This window comes from Agrobacterium sp. 22-214-1 (assembly GCF_053522465.1).
In genome coordinates, this window is record NZ_JBNWCK010000005.1 from 299,249 (window position 1) to 317,537 (window position 18,289).

16 protein-coding genes are annotated in these 18,289 nt (G+C 58.8%); 3 read left to right on the forward strand and 13 right to left on the reverse strand.

What is annotated here, in order from left to right; genetic code table 11:
* Window positions 1-10 precede the first annotated feature (10 nt).
* From ACQZ5G_RS19145 to ACQZ5G_RS19175, 7 genes are all read right to left on the reverse strand, one after another.
* A complete protein-coding gene (locus ACQZ5G_RS19145; RefSeq protein WP_448738041.1) occupies window positions 11-1,144 on the reverse strand; it encodes a mannitol dehydrogenase family protein in 1,134 nt (377 codons plus the stop codon).
* Entirely contained in the window at window positions 1,141-2,151 is a 1,011-nt protein-coding gene (locus ACQZ5G_RS19150) for a zinc-binding alcohol dehydrogenase family protein (RefSeq protein WP_448738042.1), read from the reverse strand. The genes ACQZ5G_RS19145 and ACQZ5G_RS19150 overlap by 4 nt, the downstream gene beginning before the upstream one ends.
* Window positions 2,152-2,154: 3 nt before the next feature.
* Window positions 2,155-2,976: an amidohydrolase family protein gene (locus tag ACQZ5G_RS19155; protein WP_448738043.1), complete on the reverse strand. Its 822-nt coding sequence runs from the start codon at window positions 2,974-2,976 to the stop codon at window positions 2,155-2,157.
* Window positions 2,977-2,980: 4 nt separating this feature from the next.
* A complete protein-coding gene (locus tag ACQZ5G_RS19160; protein ID WP_448738044.1) occupies window positions 2,981-3,994 on the reverse strand; it encodes an aldo/keto reductase in 1,014 nt (337 codons plus the stop codon).
* Between the two features lie 65 nt (window positions 3,995-4,059).
* On the reverse strand, window positions 4,060-5,001 hold the full coding sequence (locus ACQZ5G_RS19165; RefSeq protein WP_003520222.1) for an ABC transporter substrate-binding protein: 942 nt from the start codon (window positions 4,999-5,001) through the stop codon (window positions 4,060-4,062).
* Between the two features lie 75 nt (window positions 5,002-5,076).
* Window positions 5,077-6,099 carry an ABC transporter permease gene (locus ACQZ5G_RS19170; protein WP_003520221.1) on the reverse strand — a complete coding sequence of 341 codons (1,023 nt, stop codon included), beginning with the start codon at window positions 6,097-6,099 and terminating at the stop codon, window positions 5,077-5,079.
* An 8-nt stretch (window positions 6,100-6,107) separates the two neighbouring features.
* Window positions 6,108-7,673 carry a sugar ABC transporter ATP-binding protein gene (locus ACQZ5G_RS19175; RefSeq protein ID WP_448738045.1) on the reverse strand — a complete coding sequence of 522 codons (1,566 nt, stop codon included), beginning with the start codon at window positions 7,671-7,673 and terminating at the stop codon, window positions 6,108-6,110.
* 254 nt (window positions 7,674-7,927) lie between these two features.
* Between ACQZ5G_RS19175 and ACQZ5G_RS19180 the strand changes: the two genes are divergently transcribed.
* Together ACQZ5G_RS19180 and ACQZ5G_RS19185 are read left to right on the forward strand one after the other, a co-directional pair.
* Window positions 7,928-8,620, forward strand: a complete 693-nt coding sequence (locus tag ACQZ5G_RS19180) for a FadR/GntR family transcriptional regulator (RefSeq protein WP_003520219.1) — start codon at window positions 7,928-7,930, stop codon at window positions 8,618-8,620.
* Window positions 8,621-8,662: 42 nt separating this feature from the next.
* The gene (locus ACQZ5G_RS19185) at window positions 8,663-10,195 is read left to right on the forward strand and encodes a UxaA family hydrolase (protein ID WP_003520218.1); all 1,533 of its coding nucleotides are present in this window, start codon (window positions 8,663-8,665) and stop codon (window positions 10,193-10,195) included.
* An 86-nt stretch (window positions 10,196-10,281) separates the two neighbouring features.
* Here the strand turns inward: ACQZ5G_RS19185 and purH are convergent, their stop codons facing one another.
* From purH to htpX, 4 genes are all read right to left on the reverse strand, one after another.
* Complete coding sequence (purH, locus tag ACQZ5G_RS19190) at window positions 10,282-11,898, reverse strand: bifunctional phosphoribosylaminoimidazolecarboxamide formyltransferase/IMP cyclohydrolase (RefSeq protein WP_448738046.1); 1,617 nt, start codon at window positions 11,896-11,898, stop codon at window positions 10,282-10,284.
* Window positions 11,899-12,050: 152 nt separating this feature from the next.
* Window positions 12,051-13,718, reverse strand: coding sequence for a heparinase II/III family protein (locus tag ACQZ5G_RS19195; protein WP_448738081.1), 1,668 nt, complete (start codon window positions 13,716-13,718; stop codon window positions 12,051-12,053).
* Window positions 13,719-13,843: 125 nt separating this feature from the next.
* Entirely contained in the window at window positions 13,844-15,229 is a 1,386-nt protein-coding gene (locus ACQZ5G_RS19200) for an RsmB/NOP family class I SAM-dependent RNA methyltransferase (protein WP_448738047.1), read from the reverse strand.
* A complete protein-coding gene (htpX, locus tag ACQZ5G_RS19205; protein ID WP_142779916.1) occupies window positions 15,226-16,191 on the reverse strand; it encodes a zinc metalloprotease HtpX in 966 nt (321 codons plus the stop codon). The genes ACQZ5G_RS19200 and htpX overlap by 4 nt, the downstream gene beginning before the upstream one ends.
* 116 nt (window positions 16,192-16,307) lie before the next feature.
* On the opposite strand from htpX, the gene ACQZ5G_RS19210 reads away from it, so the two are divergent.
* Entirely contained in the window at window positions 16,308-16,520 is a 213-nt protein-coding gene (locus tag ACQZ5G_RS19210) for a DUF1674 domain-containing protein (RefSeq protein WP_080852934.1), read from the forward strand.
* A 61-nt stretch (window positions 16,521-16,581) separates the two neighbouring features.
* On the opposite strand, the gene ACQZ5G_RS19215 is transcribed toward ACQZ5G_RS19210, so the two are convergent.
* Together ACQZ5G_RS19215 and ACQZ5G_RS19220 are read right to left on the reverse strand one after the other, a co-directional pair.
* Window positions 16,582-17,463: a ParB/RepB/Spo0J family partition protein gene (locus tag ACQZ5G_RS19215; protein WP_448738048.1), complete on the reverse strand. Its 882-nt coding sequence runs from the start codon at window positions 17,461-17,463 to the stop codon at window positions 16,582-16,584.
* 30 nt (window positions 17,464-17,493) lie between these two features.
* Window positions 17,494-18,288, reverse strand: a complete 795-nt coding sequence (locus ACQZ5G_RS19220) for a ParA family protein (protein WP_448738049.1) — start codon at window positions 18,286-18,288, stop codon at window positions 17,494-17,496.
* Window position 18,289 lies beyond the last annotated feature (1 nt).

Below are 18,289 nucleotides of genomic sequence, written 5' to 3' on the forward strand. Positions count from 1 at the left end.
AAAAACTCCGTTATTGCTTGATGGTGGCGAGCGCAGTGCGCAGCTTCGACTGCGGCAGGCTCAATCCCAGCCGTTCCGCTGCGGCAATGACCGGGACAAAGCGGCGGCGCTTCTTTTCATCGTGGTTGCCGGCGATATCGGAGAGCTGATGCGCGAGAAAGGGATTGCGCAAACGCTCCCGCAGCACGCCAATATAGGCCTGCGCATCATCCCCCATGCCTTCAGCAGCAAAGACCGGCAGAACCTCGTCGCGCCAAAGCGTCTCCAGATCCGCAACGAGAGCATTGTCGGCCATTGCCTGACGCACTGTCTCGTCCTTCGCACGCGCATCCCGCAACCAGCGTTCCGCCAGATAGGAATGGCCGAGATTGAGCAGGAAAAGCTTCAGCTTTTCATAGTGATCGAGATCGTCCGTCAGCACCACGGCAGGGTGCGTGCAGGGAAGGACAAGCCCATCCTGCCTCTCTATAGCCCATAACGCATAGGGTTCCGCCACCGCACCCACCGGGTCGATAGGCTCGGAGACGATGCGATCCACCAGACTATTGGCAAAACGGCACTTCTCATTCAGATAAAAGGCAAAACCAGCCGGCAATTGCCACTCATCGGCAAGCCGGCGAATGACCTGTTTCAGCTTTTCGCCATTGCGCGGCACGAGCTCACAGGGGAAGATGGACACAGGTGCTTCCGGATTGCGCTGAAAACGCTCCAGCAGCAGCATGCAGAGTTTTGCCGGAAAGCTTTTCGGTACGACCGTGAAATCGCCAGCAAGCCCGGCATTATCCGCCGAATCCAGCTCATAACCGCGATCGCCCGTATTGGACAGAATGACCTCGACCTCGCAGGCAAGGCGGCGCACGTCGGCCCAGTCGGTCGCAGCTGTCAGCGCCCGCGCGACAGCCCCGCCCTGAATTTCCTCGTCCACTTCCTGCCCATCGCGGATGCCGCGAATACGCACGGGGTAGGGTGCCCCGCTGTTCAGCGCCGCAACACGCTTCAGGCTCTCCGCATTGCCGGTCGTCTGGACAATCGCGATGCGCCCGAGAGCCTCGCCCTTGTCCAGCGCCTGCGAAACAAAGAGATCCGCATGCGCCAGAAGAAAGCGGCTGGTGCCGAATTGCAGGATGGGTGTATCGGGCGTCATGCGACCTCCACCATGCCCTTGATAACTCCGGCCTTCGGATCGGTCAGGCCAGCGAATCTGGAGGGCACATCGGCAAGCGTCATGCGATGGGTGATCAGCGCTTCCGGTACCTTGCCTTCCCGCAGCGCCTGCAGGACGCGCTCGAAATCCTGAGGCGTGGCATTGCGGCTGCCGAGCAGCGTCGTCTCCCGCTTGTGGAATTCCGGATCGTTGAAGCTGATATCACTGGCGACGATGGAGACCAGCACATAGGAACCGCCATGGCCGACAAAGGAAAAGCCGCGCTCCATGGCTTTCGGATTGCCGGTCGCATCGAAGACCGCATCGAAAAAATCGCCGCCGGTAATGCCGGAGAGGCGATCCCAGTCGCCCTCGCCGAGTGTCACCGTATGCGCAACGCCGAGATGCTCCCTGCAGAAATCCAGCCGGTCGGTGCGCCCATCGATCATGGTCACTTCACCGCCATCGAGAACCGCGAAAACCGCAACCGCCATGCCAATCGGCCCGGCGCCGACGATCAGAACCTTCTGCCCCTTCTCGACTGCGCCACGGCGCACCGCATGCGCACCGATAGCCAGAAATTCGGTCATCGCCGCCTGGTCGAGGCTCAACCCCTCCGCCTTCAGCACGAATTGCTGCGGCACGCTCAGATATTCGACCATGCCGCCATCGCGATGAACGCCCAGCACACCGATATTGCGGCAGCAATTGCTCTTGCCCTTCAGGCAGGCGCTGCATTTGCCGCAAGAAATATAGGGAATGACGGTGACCACATCGCCGGCGGACAGATGGCTGCCTTGCGGCGCCTCTTCCACCGTGCCGGAAAGCTCATGGCCCATGATACGCGGATAGGAAAGATAAGGCTGGTTGCCGGTGAAGATGTGCAGATCCGTGCCGCAAACCCCGATGCGCCGAATACGCACCAGCACTTCACCTTCGCCACGCACTGGCTTTGGCAGTTCCTTGGAGACGAGTTGACCGGGGGTTTCGCAGAAAATCGCCAGCATGCATCACCTGTGGGAAAGGGAATAAAAACGAACGGCGTTACCGCCAAAGACTACCGCATGGTCCTCTGCCGGCACGATATCGCGGCAGAAATCCAGCCATGCCTGATAATCGCCCGCCAGCCGCAACACCGGCCAGTCACTGCCAAAAATCACGCGGTTGCCGCCAAAGAGTTCCAGAATGGTCTCGGCGTAAGGCCGTACCGCTTCCGGGCGCTGCTCACCGCGCTCGGTCAGCAGACCTGAGAGCTTGCAATGGACATTCGGGAGAGCCGCCAGAGCGGCCATATCCTTGCGCCAGTCGCTGTAGTGACCGGTAGCAATCAGCGGCTTTGCGCCATGGTCGATGACGACAGGCAATTGCGGATGACGGCGGGCAAAGGCGAGGAGATGCGGCAGATTGGGCGGCAGGACCAGTGCATCGAACGTCAGACCATGTTTTACCAGCGCCGCCACGGCGGGATCGAGTGCCGGATCATCGATCCAGGCGACATCCTCCATGCCCTGCAACATCGGGCGGACACCCTTGAACGCCGGATGTTTTGCCCGACGGGCGATTTCACTCGCTGCATCGGCGGATTTCATGTCCACCCAGCCGACCACACCCTTGATGAAATCGGTCTTTTCCGCCAGTTCCAGCATGAAATCCGTGTCAGCCGCCGTCTCCATCGTCTGGACCAGCACGGTGCCGGAAACTCCGGCAGGGGCCAGCAAAGGCGACAGGTCGGCGGGGAGAAAATCCCGGTAGATGGCGGCGAGCGACGGCGGCGGCCACTGCCCGGCGCGATCCTTCATCAGCCAGAAATGCTGGTGGGCGTCGATGAGCATCGCCTCAGGCCTTCCCGCCGGGCACCGGCGAACCTTCGGCAATCAGGCCGCGCCTGTGCAGTTCGGACCAGAATTCATCCGGGATCGACTGTTCGAACCACTCGATATTGGAGGCGAGCTGCTGCGCATTGCGCGCACCCGAAACGACCGTGACCGATGCCGGATGGGCGAGCGGAAACTGCAGCGCGGCCGCCTGCAGCGATACGCCGAGTTCCTCGCAAACACCCTGCAGCGCATCGACACGCGTGAGAATATCGGCAGGCGCATCGGCATAATTGAATTTGCGGTTGCCGGCCAGAATGCCGGAATTGAATGCACCGGCGACAACGATGGCGACACCGCTTTCGGCGCAACGGTTCATGAAAGCAAGGCTCTGCTGCTCCAGCAGCGTATAGCGGCCGGCGAGCATGGCGACGTCGATATCGAAGACATCCATGGCGTCGCTGACGATTTCCCACTCATTGACGCCGAGGCCGACGGCCCCCGTCGATCCTTCCTCGCGCAGCTTGCCAAGCGCGCGGAAGCCACCGCCGGTGGTCAGCTGCTCCCAGTAATGCTGGTGCTTTTCGCCATGGGTGAAGGAGCCGATATCATGCACATAAAGAATATCCGGCTTCAAAACACCGAGCCGTTGCTGGCTTGCCTCGAAGGAACGCAGGATACCGTCATAGGAATAGTTATAGACCGGGCGGAACGGCAGGGGCGCTATATAGGCATCCTCCTCCAGACCGACCGTCTCGTCCGGCACCATCACACGGCCGACCTTGGTGCTCAGCGTATATTCGTTCCGGTCATGCTCCGTCACCATAGTGCCGAGGCGACGCTCCGACCGCGTATAGCCATAAAACGGCGCGGTATCGAAATAACGCATGCCGCTTTCCCATGCCTTGTCGAACGCACCCTTGGACTCTTCATAGGGCGTGACGCGGTAGAGATTACCCATCTGGGCGCAACCGAGGCCCATGACGGTGACGTCGACGGCGCGGCGCGGCAATTTACGTGTATCGGAGACTTTCATCGCAGGGACTTTCCAGCTTGTCTTTGGAAAGACGCGCCGCCGCAAAGCGGCGCGTCATCACGCAATCAATAAAGAACGTTCTTGGCTTCCGGCTTTTCGATATTGTCCTTGGTGACAACAACGACGCCGGTGTCGACGAACTTCTCGACCTTTTCCTTGCCGATGAGCTTGGAAATGGTCTCTACGCCCTTTTCACCCATCTGATAGGAACCCTGAACCACGATACCGGCCAGTGTGCCATCCTTGACGAAGCCCTGAAGGTCCTGGTTGCCGTCGAAGCCGATGGCGACGACCTTGCCGGCCTTGCCGCTCTGGGCCAGCGCACGGCCGACGCCGATCGCAGTCGGCTCATTGGCGCCGAAAATGCCCTTGAGGTCGGAATTGGCGGCCAGAACGTCGGTCGTCTGGTTCAGCGCGGTCGCCATCTGCGACTGCGAATAGAACGGGCCGACGATTTTCAGGTTGGAATTCATCTGGATGTAATCGGTGAAACCGCCGACACGACCGATTTCAGAACCGGCACCGGCGACATAGGACATGACGGCGATCTTGCCTTCCTTGCCCACCTTGTCGATCAGCGCCTGCGCTGCCAGTTCGCCGGCTTTCTTGTTATCGGTCGCCAGGAACGACTGGTAATATTGCTCCGAGCCCTTTGCGAGCTGCGAGTCGATCAGAACCACCGGAATACGGGCTTCCCAGGCCTTCTTGACGGCAGGCACCAGCGCGTCCGGGTCGGAAGGCGCCAGAACAATGCCCGCGACCTTACGGTTGATGGCGTTTTCGACCATGTTGACCTGGTCGGCAATGGCGGACTCGGCAGCCGGACCCTGGAAGGTCATGGTATTGCCGGAAGAGTTCTTCATCGCCGCATCAGCGCCCTTCTGGACGTTCTGCCAGAAGGTGGAGTTGACGGTCTTGACGATGACGGCGATTTCACCGGCCTGCACGGTGGAAACGCTCCACAGCGCGATTGCGGATGTCAGAAGGGCAGTCGCAATTTTCTTCATTTCTTCCTCCGTGATGTCGGCATACCGGGCCTCCCCTTGCCGATTTTTTTGCGGAAAGGGTCCGCAGGCCCTTGATCAGCGGCGGTTGCGCAACTGGTCGATCCAGACGGTGACCAGAATGACGAGGCCGATGATGATCTGTTGTGTGAAGGCGGAGACGCCATTCATGTTGAGACCGTTGCGCAGGATGCCGATGACGAAGGCGCCGATGGCCGTGCCGGAAATCGTGCCGACGCCGCCGATCAGCGATGTGCCGCCGATAACGGCGCTGGCAATGGCGTCCAGCTCATACATCACACCCTCGTTCGGCTGGGCGGTGACGAGGCGAGACATCAGCACGCACCCCGTCAACCCGGCGAGGGTGCCGGACAGGATGTAGGTGAAATTTGTGACGCGGGCGACATTGACGCCGGAAAGGCGCGCGGCTTCGGCGTTGGAACCGACAGCGTAAATGTGACGGCCGAGGATCGAGCGGTTGAGCATGAAGGAAACCGCAAGCGCAATCACCACCATCAGTATGACGGGGTAGGGGATGCCGGGGAACACCACATTCGGAAAGCCGTCGTCACCGATAGTGACGATGCGGAAGAGAGCGCCATTGCCGAGTTCGCCGAAAGATTCTCCAAGTCCGGAGACGGCGCGCGCACCGGTGATCTGCAGCGCCACGCCGCGGGCGATCAGCATCATGCCAAGGGTGGCGATGAAGGGCGGCAGCTTGAAACGCGTGACCAGAAGACCATTGATGAGCCCGCAGAGCGACCCCGTCAGAATGCCGAGCAACATGCCGACCGGCACCGGCATGCCGAGTTCCTTCACCGCAAGGGCGGCGACGACACCGGCAAGCGCAAGCACCGAACCGACGGAAAGATCGATGCCGCCGGTGATGATGACACACGTGGCCCCGATGCCGAGCAGGGCGATGGACGTGACCTGCAACGCAATCGTCATGCCGTTATTGACGGTGAAGAAGGCGCTGCTGGTGGCGGAAAAGACCGCGACAAGCGCAAAGAGGCTGCCAAGTGCAGCAAACTTCTGGATAATGTCCTTCTGGCGGTCGCTGACTGCGAAGCTCTTCTTGGTTTCTGCAATATTGGCCATGTCGTTCCTCACCGCGCGGTCCGGCCGTAACCGGACGCATACCGCATGATTTCTTCCTGATTGGTCTTGGCGGTTTCGAGCACGCCCGTAATCCGGCCCTGGTGGAAAACGGCGATACGATCCGTCAGCCCCAGAATTTCCGGCAGTTCCGAACTGATGAGAATGACGCCGATGCCCTGCGCGGCGAGCTCGTCCATGATCTTGTAGATCGCGAATTTCGCGCCGACATCGATGCCGCGTGTCGGCTCGTCGAAGAACAGCACGCGAGATTGCCGGAACAACCATTTGCCGATGATGATTTTCTGCTGATTGCCGCCGGAAAGCAGCCGCACCGTCTGCCCGATCGAGGGAGTACGGATATTCAGGAGATCGACGTAGCGCTTTGCCACATCGTCATGTTTCTTGAAATCGATCAGGCCGAAACGGTTGGAAACCTCGCCGAGATTGGCAAGCGTCGTATTGGCCGCCACCGACATCTTGATGGCGAGACCATCGCTTTTACGGTCTTCCGAGAGATAGGCGATACCCTCCTCGATGGCGTCCTGCGGCGAACTGATCGAAAGCTCCCGCCCGTTGAAAACGATCCTGCCCGCATCGAGCGGATCGGCGCCGAAGATGGCTCGGGCGACTTCGGTTCGGCCGGCACCCATCAGCCCGGCAAAACCGAGGATTTCACCACGTCGCAGCGAAAAACCGACGTCGTGGAACACGCCGCTGCGCGTCAGGCCCTCGACAGAAAAAATGACATCTTCCGTGGGGCGCGATGTACGCTCGGGGAATTTGTCTTCCAGCGAACGCCCGACCATGCGCGTGACGATGTCATCAACGGTGATCGAACCAAAATCGTCGGTCGAAATGTAACGTCCGTCGCGCAGAACCGTCACACGGTCGACGATTTCGGCCATTTCATCGAGACGGTGGGAAATATAAACGATCCCGACACCGGATGCCTTGAGATCGCGGATGACCTTGAACAGAAGCCGGGTCTCCTGCTCGGTCAGCGAAGAAGTAGGCTCATCCATGATGAGCACTTCAGCGTCAAGAGAAAGCGCCTTGGCGATTTCCACCATCTGACACTGGGCGACCGAAAGGCCGCGGACGATCTGGTCGGGGTCTATGTCGACACCCAGCCGGTCGAGACAGCGCTTGGCATCGAGGCGCAGCTTCTTGCGGTCGACGAGGAAACCGCGACGCGGTTCGCGCGCAAGATAGATGTTTTCGGCAACGGAAAGATGCGGAACGAGGTTGAGTTCCTGATGAATGATGGCGATGCCCGCAGCTTCGGACTCCAGCGGCGATGCATATTGCACCTTCACGCCTTTATGAAGGATGGTGCCGTCGCTCGGCTGATAGACGCCGCTGACGATCTTCATCAGCGTCGATTTTCCCGCACCATTCTCACCGCAGACGGCATGTACCTCGCCGGCGCGCAGATCGAAATGCACGTTCGACAGTGCTTTGACGCCGGGAAATTCCTTGCTGATGTTATCAAGGCGCAGGAGCACCGTGCGCTGTCCATGCGCCATCTGTTCAGGCGAAAAATCGCCCCGAATTGTCGATGCGCCCTGCGACATCTGGAAACCTCCCACCCGTATCCCCGCTCCACCGGGGTCATGAACAGGCCAAATGGTTAGGCCGGTTTTTCAGAATGGTCAAGCCAATTAGGCCAAAATTTGCGAAGCCATACCGAAAACAACGGCGTTACATCACAAGACAATCGAAAATAAATAAGTAATTTCATATATTTAAGTAATCCCTTGCGTATTGATACGCTTGGCGTTACGGTAAGGCCAAATACGAATTGCAGACAGGACACGTCAAAAAACACATGAGTGGTCAGGCCAAAATAGCGGAACCGCGCAGGTTATATCAGCAGATTGCGGATCAGATACGCGAACTCATCGATATGGGTGAATTCCTGCCCGGCACGCGGCTTCCCGCCGAACGCGAACTGGCACAGAAGCTCGGCGTATCGAGGCCTTCCTTGCGCGAGGCGCTGATTGCGCTTGAAATCGACAACACCGTCGAAATTCGCATGGGTTCCGGGGTTTATGTGTCGGCGGAAGCGTTACAGACGACCCACCATACCAAATCGCTCGGTGACAGCCCCTCCGAACTGATGCAGGCGCGCGCCGCGCTGGAGGGGGCGACCATCGTGCTGGCGACAAGCCGGATGACCGATGAGACAATCGCGACCCTCCGCCAGATACTCAATACCATGCAGCGGGAAATCGAGGCCGGCCGCAAGCCTCTGGATCAGGATCGGCTGTTTCACGTCACGATCGCCGAACAATCCGGTAACAGCGTTTTGGCCCGAATGGTGGCGAACCTCTTCGATGAACGCCACAGCCCCATTTCGGCCCAGCTTCGCGTGAAATTCGAAGACCGCGATACCTGGACGCATGCGCTTCAGGAACACGAGGCCATTCTGGCGGCGCTTGAACTGAAAGACCCGCTGCTGGCGCAGGCCGCCATGCATACCCATCTGGAAGGTTCGAAGAGACGCTGGGTCGAAAACTGATCTAGAAACATAGCAGGCAATATAACGGGAGGAGGAAAACCCGTGAGTGAGAATTCCGAGGCAACCATTTTGCTGAACGCCAACGACAATGTCGCAGTGGCGCGTCGGTCCATTCCGGCCGGCGGCGCGACGGGCAGGGGCGATCTGGCAGCGCTCGAACTGATCGGGCGCGGGCACAAGGTGGCCCTCAAATTCATCAAATCGGGCGATGAGGTGCTGAAATACGGACAGGTCATTGGTATAGCCACCCAGGATATCGAACCCGGCCGGCACGTGCACCTGCACAATCTCGCCATGGTGCCTTCCGAACACGCGCATCAGTTCAGCGTCGATATCGAAGAAAAGGGCATGGTTCCGGAAGCCGAACGCCGGACGTTCAAGGGTTATGACCGTGGCCTCGGTGGCGTCGGAACACGAAACTATATCGGCGTCATCGCTTCGGTGAACTGTTCCGCCACGGTCTCGCGTTACATCGCGGATTATTTCAACAAGCAGGGAGGCCTTGATGGTTTCGACAATGTCGATGGCGTCGTGGCGCTGACCCATGGCGGCGGCTGTGCGCTGAATACGAAATCGGAAGGTTACCGCCTGCTGATCCGCACCATTCAGGGCTATGCCCGCCATCCGAATTTCGGCGGCATTCTGCTGATCGGCCTCGGTTGCGAGACCAACCAGATCGCGCCCATTCTCGAACATTACAAGATGGAAGAGGGTGAGCGGCTGCGCACCATGACGATCCAGCAGCATGGCGGCACCCGCAAGACGATCGATGCGGCGATTGCCGAGATCAAGGCCATGCTGCCGATGGTCAATGCCGCCCGCCGCACGGAGCAACCGCTTTCCAAGCTGAAGGTGGCACTGGAATGCGGCGGCTCGGATGGTTATTCCGGTATTTCGGCCAACCCGGCTCTGGGTTATGCCTCCGACCTCATCGTCCGCAACGGTGGAACCACGGTCCTCTCCGAGACGCCGGAGATTTACGGCGCTGAACACCTCCTGACGAAGCGCGCCGTCACCCCTGCCGTCGCCGAAAAGCTGCTACAGCGTATCGACTGGTGGCGTGATTATACCGCCCGTAATGGCGACGAACTCAATAACAACCCCTCCCACGGCAACAAGCTTGGCGGCCTCACCACCATTCTGGAAAAATCGCTGGGCGCGGTCGCCAAGGGCGGCTCCATGCCGCTGAAGGCGGTTTATGAATTCGCCGAAACCGTAACGGAGCAGGGTTTCGTCTTCATGGATACGCCCGGCTATGACCCTGTTGCCGTCACCGGCCAGGTCGCCGGCGGCTGCAACGTCATCTGTTTCACCACCGGCCGCGGCTCGGTTTCGGGCTTCAAGCCGTCACCCTGCATCAAGATCGCCACCAATTCCGAAATGTATGAACACATGAAGGAAGACATGGATATCAATTGCGGTGAGATCGTCACCGGTGCTGAAACCATCGAAGAATCCGGCAAACGAATTTTCGAGCATATTCTAGCCGTCGCTTCCGGCGACAAGACCGTCAGCGAGATCTACGACTACGGCGACAATGAATTTGTGCCGTGGCAGGTTGGGGCCGTGACCTGAACCTGCGGCACCAAGACTGTCCCACGTGAAACAAAAGGCCCGGAAAGTGATTTCCGGGCCTTCGTTATTCCTGGTTGTTTCCGCGTTTAGTGGCGGAAGTGGCGCATGCCGGTAAAGACCATTGCCACATTATGCTCATTCGCGGCGTCGATCACTTCCTGATCGCGCATGGAGCCGCCCGGCTGGATGACAGCGGTGGCGCCTGCGGCAATCGCGGCGAGCAAGCCGTCGGCAAAGGGATAAAACGCCTCCGAAGCGACGGCGGAGCCGCGCGTCAACGGTTCGGCAAGGCCAAGAGCCTTCGCCGCATCTTCCGCCTTCTGGGCAGCGATGCGGGCCGAATCCACACGGCTCATCTGGCCGGCACCGATACCCGCGGTCTGCCCATCCTTGGCGTAAATGACGGCATTGGACTTCACATGCTTGGCGATCTTGAAGGCAAACTTCATGTCTTCAAGTTCCTGCGGTGTCGGCGCACGCTTGGTGACGACCTTGAGGTCCAGATCCTCGACCATGCCATTGTCGCGACTCTGCACCAGCAGGCCGCCCGAGACGGTCTTCGCGGTAATACCGGCCGCGCGCGGATCAGGCAGGCCGCCAGCGGCCAGAAGGCGCAGGTTCGGCTTGCGCGCGATGATGGACTTGGCTTCTTCGGTGACATCAGGCGCGATGATGACTTCAGTGAAGAGCTTGACGATTTCTTCCGCCGTTTCCGCATCGAGCGTGCGGTTCAGGGCAATCACGCCACCAAAAGCGGAAACGGAATCGCATGCCAGCGCCCGCCGGTAAGCTTCGGCAAGTGTCGGACCCGTCGCCACACCGCAGGGATTGGCGTGCTTGATGATGGCGACTGCCGGCGCATTTTCCGGCAGGAATTCCGCCACGAGTTCGTAAGCTGCATCGGTGTCATTGATGTTGTTATAGGAAAGCTGCTTGCCCTGAAGCAGCGTCGCGGTTGCAACGCCAGGACGCTTTTCGCCGGTGAGGTAAAAACCAGCGCTCTGGTGCGGGTTTTCGCCATATCGCATCTTTTCCTTCAGCGCGCCGCCGATAGCGCGGTAATCCGGTGTTTCGATCGCGAGCGCCTCGGCGAACCAGTTGGAAATCACCGCATCATAGGAGGCAGTGCGGGCATAGGCCTTGGCGGCAAAACGCTGGCGCAGCGCATAGGACGTCTGGCCGTCATCGGCCTGCAGGGCTTCAACCAGATCGGGGTAGTCAGACGGATCGGTAACAACAGTGACATAGGCGTGGTTCTTGGCGGAAGCGCGGATCATCGCCGGGCCGCCAATATCGATATTCTCCACCGTCGTCGGATAATCGCCGCCCTTGGCGCGAACTTCCTCGAAGGGATAGAGATTGATGACCGAGAGATCGATCGCCTCGATGCCGTGCGCCTTCATCGCCTCGACATGCTCTGCATCGTCCCGGATGGCCAGAAGCCCGCCATGGACGTTGGGATGCAGTGTCTTGACGCGGCCGTCCATGATCTCGGGAAAATTCGTTACGTCGGAGACATCCGTCACAGGCAGGCCTGCTTCGGCAATGGCTTTCGCCGTTCCACCGGTCGACAGGAGCTTGACGCCAAGCTTCGATAGAACCGTCGCCAGTTCGATAATGTCAGTCTTGTCGGACACGGAAAGAAGCGCCGTGCGGATTTTGACCTTATCGGGGGCGGGGATTTTCTTGGACACGACGGCCATCAGGCATACTCCGTTTAACGGGGAGGACAGGCTGGAATGGGATTGATCCAGCAATTGCCGCCGCGTTAACACAGCTTACCGGATTAATAAACAGCGGGGATGCCGAACGGAGAAAACTATGGTGGTTTTTGACCCGCACCGCCGGAAATTGTCTAGGCCTGGCGTTCGATGAGCCAGCGGATTTCCCGCGTATTTGCGAGATTGAAGGGGAGTTCGATCTGCTGTGACGGGCGCATACCGGATGCATCGGCCATGAAGACATCCTCGGTGACGAAAAGCTCCAGCCCGGGTGCGGAAAACAGCCAGACGGTTCCATCCGCTGCCTCCAGATAGACCGACTCCTCATCCCGCTGGTGTATCTGAATGTGGGGATGAATATGGAAACGTGAAACCGCCGTGACCGACTGCAATTGCGTTTTTACCGCACTCGCATCGGCCCGCAGCAGATCCCGACCCTTTATCTTGGTGCCGGCCGCATTCAATTCTATTTCCCGCTCATGGTAGCAGCCGAAATTCTGCAAATAACCGTTATGAGACGCCCAGAGAACGTCATTGCCGTTTGCATCCGTTTCACGCCGGCTGTCGACGTGGCTGACACCTGACACCATGATCGGACCAAGCAGCCGCGAGCGTGACAGTCTGCACGATGATGTATCCGCAAGCGTGACGGTGGAATGCGCCGCCGTGGAACGGCTGGCCCGCTGATATTCCGGCGCGGCGTTGCGCGGAAAGCCGGAATTGACGATGAAGCGGTTCTTGCCGCAGGACATTTCGAAAGACAGGCAACCCGAATGGGCATTGCGTGAAAGCTCCGCCGAGCCGGGATAGCCCGTATCCACGATGATGACCGTATCGTCCGTCGCAAGCCGGTGATAGTTCACGTCCGGCAGGACCTTGGAGGGCCGGCCGGCCGTTTCGTCATAGCGCAGCACGGAAACAAGCTCATTGGCGAGCGTCGCCGTGGCGCCGTTGAACAGCGCGAGATCGCCGCCCTGATGCCGGAAGAACCGGATCGCCGGGAACATGCGGTCTATCGCCGGCACTAGGCCGGAGGGCAGATCATGGCCGAGATTGATATAACTTTGCCGAAGCGGCAGGAGATCGAGCAGCAGGTCCAGCATGACGCGTGGATTGCGGGAAACATGCCCGCCATCGGGCAGAATCTGGCGTTCCATTTCCTGAGCCAGCTTCATTCCATTCCGCATGATCCGCGAAAGGCGCGTTGGCATGGCGATGGAAGCCATGGCCAAGGCAATCCTGATCCTCAGCCGCGCTTCGCCATCGGGCGCGTGTCTGACGATTCTTTCGAGATACCGCACATGAAAGACGAGGCTTTTCAGGAACCGGCGATAAAAGCCGGCATCGGCCTCGTATAAAACCACGGGAGAGTGCGAAAGCCAGGCAATCAGCCTTTGTGCGGCGATTTCCGGCGACCAGGCAGTGCCTGCAAGCCGCTTGCCATGAAGCACCATCCATTCCGCAACGATGCGGCGCGCCCGTTTGCAGGCCTCGCTCGATTTATCGGAGCGAATATGCCGTAGCCAACTGAATGCATGCAGCCGTTCTTCAAAAACCGCTGAGGGATATTCCACCTGGAATGGCGAAGCTCCGCCGGTTTCGACGACACGCCCCGCCAGTGCGATGCGGCCCCGCAACAGTTCCTCGGCGAAATAGGGATCGATGGCTCTGAGATCGGTCGGCGCCGCCACCAGACCATCTGGCGCACGAGTGGCAAATCGCGACATATGCAGGCGCAAAGGGGTGAGGCCGACACACAGATGACGATACGCCATCCGCGACAGAAGACCGGCGGCATTCATGCTGCCTGCAAAGGACCCTAACAAGCTGTGTTTCCCGTTTCACATGTTTTGTTTTTATCAGTGAACCGCGACGACCGGAACGTTTTCGATAAATATCTAATGATTCGCGAAAGCTTGGCTTTTTTCTACTTCTTACGCAAGACACTGCTGAAAAACCCATCGACGCCGCCGAACATGTCCGGTGTCGTGCGAAGATCGCCATCGGGGCTGATAGCCGCTTCCATTCCAGGCCAATCCTCGCGGCGGACGGCAACACGCTCCACGTCGGGATTTTCCGCCAGAACCTCGGCAATCATCGCTTCTCCTTCGGAAGGATCGAGCGAGCAATTGGAGAAGACCACGAGACCGCCGGGGCCAACAAGGGTCAGCGCATGCCGCAGCATTTGGCCCTGAAGGGCAGCGAGTTTGGCAATATCGTTCTCATCCTTGGTCCAGCAGACATCGGGATGTTTGCGAAGTGTCCCGGTGGAAGAACAGGGCGCATCGAGGAGGACCGCGTCAAAGAGCTGTTCCGGCTGGTACTTCAGCATATTGGCCTCCACCGTTTCGGCACGGAGGCCAAGCCGGTCGAGATTTTCCCTGAGACGACGAAGACGGTTACCGGACTGATCCAGCGCCGTCACCTTGGCGCCCGCCAGCGCAAGCTGCGCCGTCTTGCCGCCCGGAGCAGCACAGAGATCTGCGACACGTTTGCCCGCTATGTTACCCATAAGCCGAACCGGCATGCTGGCGGCGAGATCCTGCACCCACCACGCACCTTCAGCGAAGCCTTCGAGCGATGGAATCTGCCCCTCGAATTCACCCAGACGCACACTGCCATTCGGCATGAGCGTACCGCCCAGTTTTTCCGCCCAGAGAACAGGATCAGCCTTGATCGTCAGATCAATCGATGAGGGTGTCAGCTGCGCCTCCGAAATCCTTTGCGCAACCTCATTGCCGTAGGCGGAAACAAGCCGCGCATGGAACCAGTCCGGCAATACCGGGACGTCAGCGACGGCCTTCTCGATATCCACTTTTTCACGACCGAGCCGTCGGAGAACGGCGTTCACCAGCTTGACGAAACGCCGGTTGCGCGGATCGCGGTGAGCCTGCTCCACGGCGAGATCGACAGCGGAATGATCCGGAACATCGAGGTAAAGCATCTGCGCCGCACCGACGACAAGAACGTGATGCAGCGATCGCGCGCCCTGCGGCAGCGGCCCATCAAGCAGCATCGACAATGCCGCTTCAATCCGGGGAAGGTGGCGAAGCGCGCTGTTGACGATGGCTCTCACCAGCGCCCGGTCCGCAAGCGACAGGGCTCGATAGACGGGATTGCCGTTTTCGCTATCGAGCATCCCATCCAGCGAGGTCTTCTTTTCCAGAACGGCGGCCAGAATGCGGGTGGCGGCGATGCGCGCGGCGAGACCCGGCTTGTCCTGGAAAGACGAAGGGCCGTCTTCACGGCCCCCCCCATTTGCCGGTCTCGGTTTTCTGGACCGCGCCGGCTTATTCTGAATATCGGATGTCAAGACCACGGCCCCTTGCGCTCGTTTTCATTGCCTCGTCCCCAGCCTGTTTTGGGAACGGAGCCTGATTTGCGCAGAGGTCTATCACCCGATGGCGGCGGCGTCGATCCTTGCGGGGAAAACTCCTGCGCCATCGCATGCAGCGCCGCCACGCGGTTTTCCGTATTCGGATGCGTGGAGAAAAGATTGTCCATGCGCTCGCCGGAAAGCGGATTGATGATGAACATATGCGCCGTTGCCGGGTTGCGCTCGGCATCGTCATTGTGAATGCGCTGCGCCATGCCCGAAATCTTCTGCAAGGCGGAAGCAAGCCAGAGCGGGTTGCCGCAGATTTCCGCGCCGCGCCGGTCGGCGGAATATTCCCGTGTGCGGCTGATCGCCATCTGCACCAACATCGCTGCCAGCGGCGCCACAATCATCGCGACCAGCACGCCGATAAAGCCGAGCGGGTTATTGTTGTTCTCCCGGTTGCCGCCGAAGAAGAAGGCAAAATTGCCGAGCATGGAGATGGCGCCCGCCAGCGTGGCGGTGATTGTCATGGTCAGCGTATCCCGGTTCTGCACATGCGCAAGCTCATGCGCCATGACACCGGCCACTTCCTCGGGCGTCAGACGCTCCAGCAGTCCTGTCGAAGCGGCAACAGCGGCATTCTGCGGATTCCGCCCGGTCGCGAAGGCATTGGGTTGCGGGCTGTCGTAAATATAAACCTTCGGCATCGGCAGACCGGCATTCTGCGACAGGTCGCGGATCATGTGAAAAAATTCGGGCGCATTCGCCTCGTCGATCTCCCGCGCATGATAGGCGGAGAGAACCATCTTGTCAGAGTTCCAGTAGGAAAAAATATTCATACCGGCTGCGATGACCAGGGCAATCATCATACCGCCCTTGCCGCCAATCAGAAAACCGACACCCATGAACAATGCGGTCATGAAGGCCAGAAGCATTGCCGTGCGCATCATGTTCATCCGTTAAACTCTCCTTGTCACTCACCGGGAATATTCCGGGGTTTATAAAGCCCCTCGGATTATATAATCTGGTAAGCGGCAAACGTATTTCAATATCCCGTCATAGGGAGGATTTCATGCAGAATGCAGATAATGACAACGCCACGGACAGTGGCGCGGAAAGTGTAAAGCGACTTTCGCCGGCGGCGCAGCGAGCGTTGAAAGAAGCGGAAGAACGGCGCAGGCAACAGGCCGATCTCCAGTTACCGCCGGAAACCGGCGGCCGCGGCGGCGCGGAACCCGTGCGTTTCGGCGATTACGAAATAAAAGGCCGGGCCATCGATTTTTGAGCGCCATAAATAAAAATACCCGCCAAAGGCGGGTATTTTATATTTTATAACAAATAGTTACTTATTTTTGCTCCAGAAGCCGGCATACCGCTTCAAGCTGTTCCAGTGTCCGATAACCGATACGGATTTGCCCCGATCCGCCCTTGTGGCTGATCTTAACATCCAGCCCGAGAGCATCGGACAGGCTGCGTTCGAGCGCGATCGTATCGGAATCCTTTTCCGCAGCAGGTCGCTTCTCCGCAACATCGCCCTGCGATTTGATATCGTTCTGCGCCAGGCGCTCGGCATCACGGACCGAAAGTCCCTTGGATACGATTGTTTTCGCCAGCATCGCCGGATCGGAAGTGGAAACAAGCGCGCGGGCATGACCTGCGGAGAGCGAACCATCCGCCAGCATGTCCCGTACCGGATCGGGAAGCTTCAAAAGCCGAAGGCTGTTGGCAACGTGGCTTCGGCTCTTGCCGATGATTTCGCCGAGATCATTCTGCGTATAGCCGTGTTCGGCAATCAGCTGCTCATACCCCATCGCTTCTTCGAGCGGATTGAGGTCGGAACGCTGCACGTTTTCGACAATTGCCAGTTCCAGCGCCGTGCGGTCATCCACATCGCGAACGATGACGGGAACATCGGTAAAGCCCGCCAGCTGCGCCGCACGCCAGCGTCTTTCACCCGCAATAATCTCGTATCGGTTGACTCCAACCGTTCTTACGACTACAGGCTGAACAATTCCATGCTGACGAATGGAGGCGGCAAGATCCTGCAGCTCATTCTCATCGAAATGACGCCGCGGGTTTCTCTGGCTGCGAGCGATGAATTCGATGGGGATGGTACGATCGGCGTTAACAGCGCGCTGGGGCTCACCCACCGGCACAGGCTGGTCCATTTCTCCGATCAATGCGGCAAGACCGCGCCCCAGCCGACGCTTGGAAAGATCATCACTCATAAGATATTACTCCATACATTCCGGCAAACGTCAGGCGGCTTTACGCAGACGCTCTCTCTGAATCACTTCGGACGCCAGTTGCAGATAAGCCTGGCTGCCGGCACATTTCAGATCATAGAGAATTGCCGGTTTACCATAGGACGGCGCTTCGGAAACACGCACATTGCGTGGAATGAGCGTGTGGTACACCTTTTCGCCCAGATGCGTGCGCACATCCGAAACAACCTGCTGTGCAAGATTATTTCGCGCATCGAACATCGTAAGAACAATGCCCTGTATATCCAGCTGCGGGTTCACCGATCCACGAATCTGACTGACCGTATTCAGCAACTGACTAAGGCCCTCCAGTGCAAAGAACTCGCATTGCAGCGGCACGAGCACGGAATGTGCGGCCGTCATGGCATTCATCGTCAAAAGATTGAAAGAAGGAGGGCAGTCGACGAGAATATAGGAGTAGCCTCTGGCTTCGTGTGTCTCCATGGCCGCACGCAGCAGGAAAACGCGGTTGGAAACATTCGCGACCTGCATCTCGAAACCGAGCAAATCCATCGTGGAGGGTACGATGTCGAGATTGGGAACGGCAGTGGGAACAGCAACTTCCGCTACCCCATGATCTCCCACCAGAAGATCATAGGACGAAAGCTTGCGTTCTTTGCGGTCGATTCCAAGCCCGGTGCTCGCATTACCCTGCGGGTCCAGATCCACGATCAGTACGCGTTCACCAATAGCCGCCAGCGCGGTAGCCAGATTGATGGCGGTTGTTGTTTTACCAACCCCGCCTTTCTGGTTTGCAACTGCGATAATCCGGTTTTTTTCCAAAGTCATG

Bases quoted from the DNA above. Each gene is read 5' to 3' on its own strand.
- ACQZ5G_RS19210 (WP_080852934.1), top strand. From the start codon at position 16,308: ATGCAGAATGCAGATAATGACAACGCCACGGACAGTGGCGCGGAAAGT.
- ACQZ5G_RS19165 (WP_003520222.1), bottom strand. From the start codon at position 5,001: ATGAAGAAAATTGCGACTGCCCTTCTGACATCCGCAATCGCGCTGTGG.
- purH (WP_448738046.1), bottom strand. From the start codon at position 11,898: ATGGCCGTCGTGTCCAAGAAAATCCCCGCCCCCGATAAGGTCAAAATC.
- ACQZ5G_RS19175 (WP_448738045.1), bottom strand. From the start codon at position 7,673: ATGTCGCAGGGCGCATCGACAATTCGGGGCGATTTTTCGCCTGAACAG.
- ACQZ5G_RS19220 (WP_448738049.1), bottom strand. From the start codon at position 18,288: ATGACTTTGGAAAAAAACCGGATTATCGCAGTTGCAAACCAGAAAGGC.
- ACQZ5G_RS19160 (WP_448738044.1), bottom strand. From the start codon at position 3,994: ATGAAAGTCTCCGATACACGTAAATTGCCGCGCCGCGCCGTCGACGTC.
- ACQZ5G_RS19195 (WP_448738081.1), bottom strand. From the start codon at position 13,718: ATGAATGCCGCCGGTCTTCTGTCGCGGATGGCGTATCGTCATCTGTGT.
- ACQZ5G_RS19170 (WP_003520221.1), bottom strand. From the start codon at position 6,099: ATGGCCAATATTGCAGAAACCAAGAAGAGCTTCGCAGTCAGCGACCGC.
- htpX (WP_142779916.1), bottom strand. From the start codon at position 16,191: ATGAACATGATGCGCACGGCAATGCTTCTGGCCTTCATGACCGCATTG.
- ACQZ5G_RS19150 (WP_448738042.1), bottom strand. From the start codon at position 2,151: ATGCTGGCGATTTTCTGCGAAACCCCCGGTCAACTCGTCTCCAAGGAA.
- ACQZ5G_RS19145 (WP_448738041.1), bottom strand. From the start codon at position 1,144: ATGACGCCCGATACACCCATCCTGCAATTCGGCACCAGCCGCTTTCTT.
- ACQZ5G_RS19215 (WP_448738048.1), bottom strand. From the start codon at position 17,463: ATGAGTGATGATCTTTCCAAGCGTCGGCTGGGGCGCGGTCTTGCCGCA.
- ACQZ5G_RS19180 (WP_003520219.1), top strand. From the start codon at position 7,928: ATGAGTGGTCAGGCCAAAATAGCGGAACCGCGCAGGTTATATCAGCAG.
- ACQZ5G_RS19155 (WP_448738043.1), bottom strand. From the start codon at position 2,976: ATGCTCATCGACGCCCACCAGCATTTCTGGCTGATGAAGGATCGCGCC.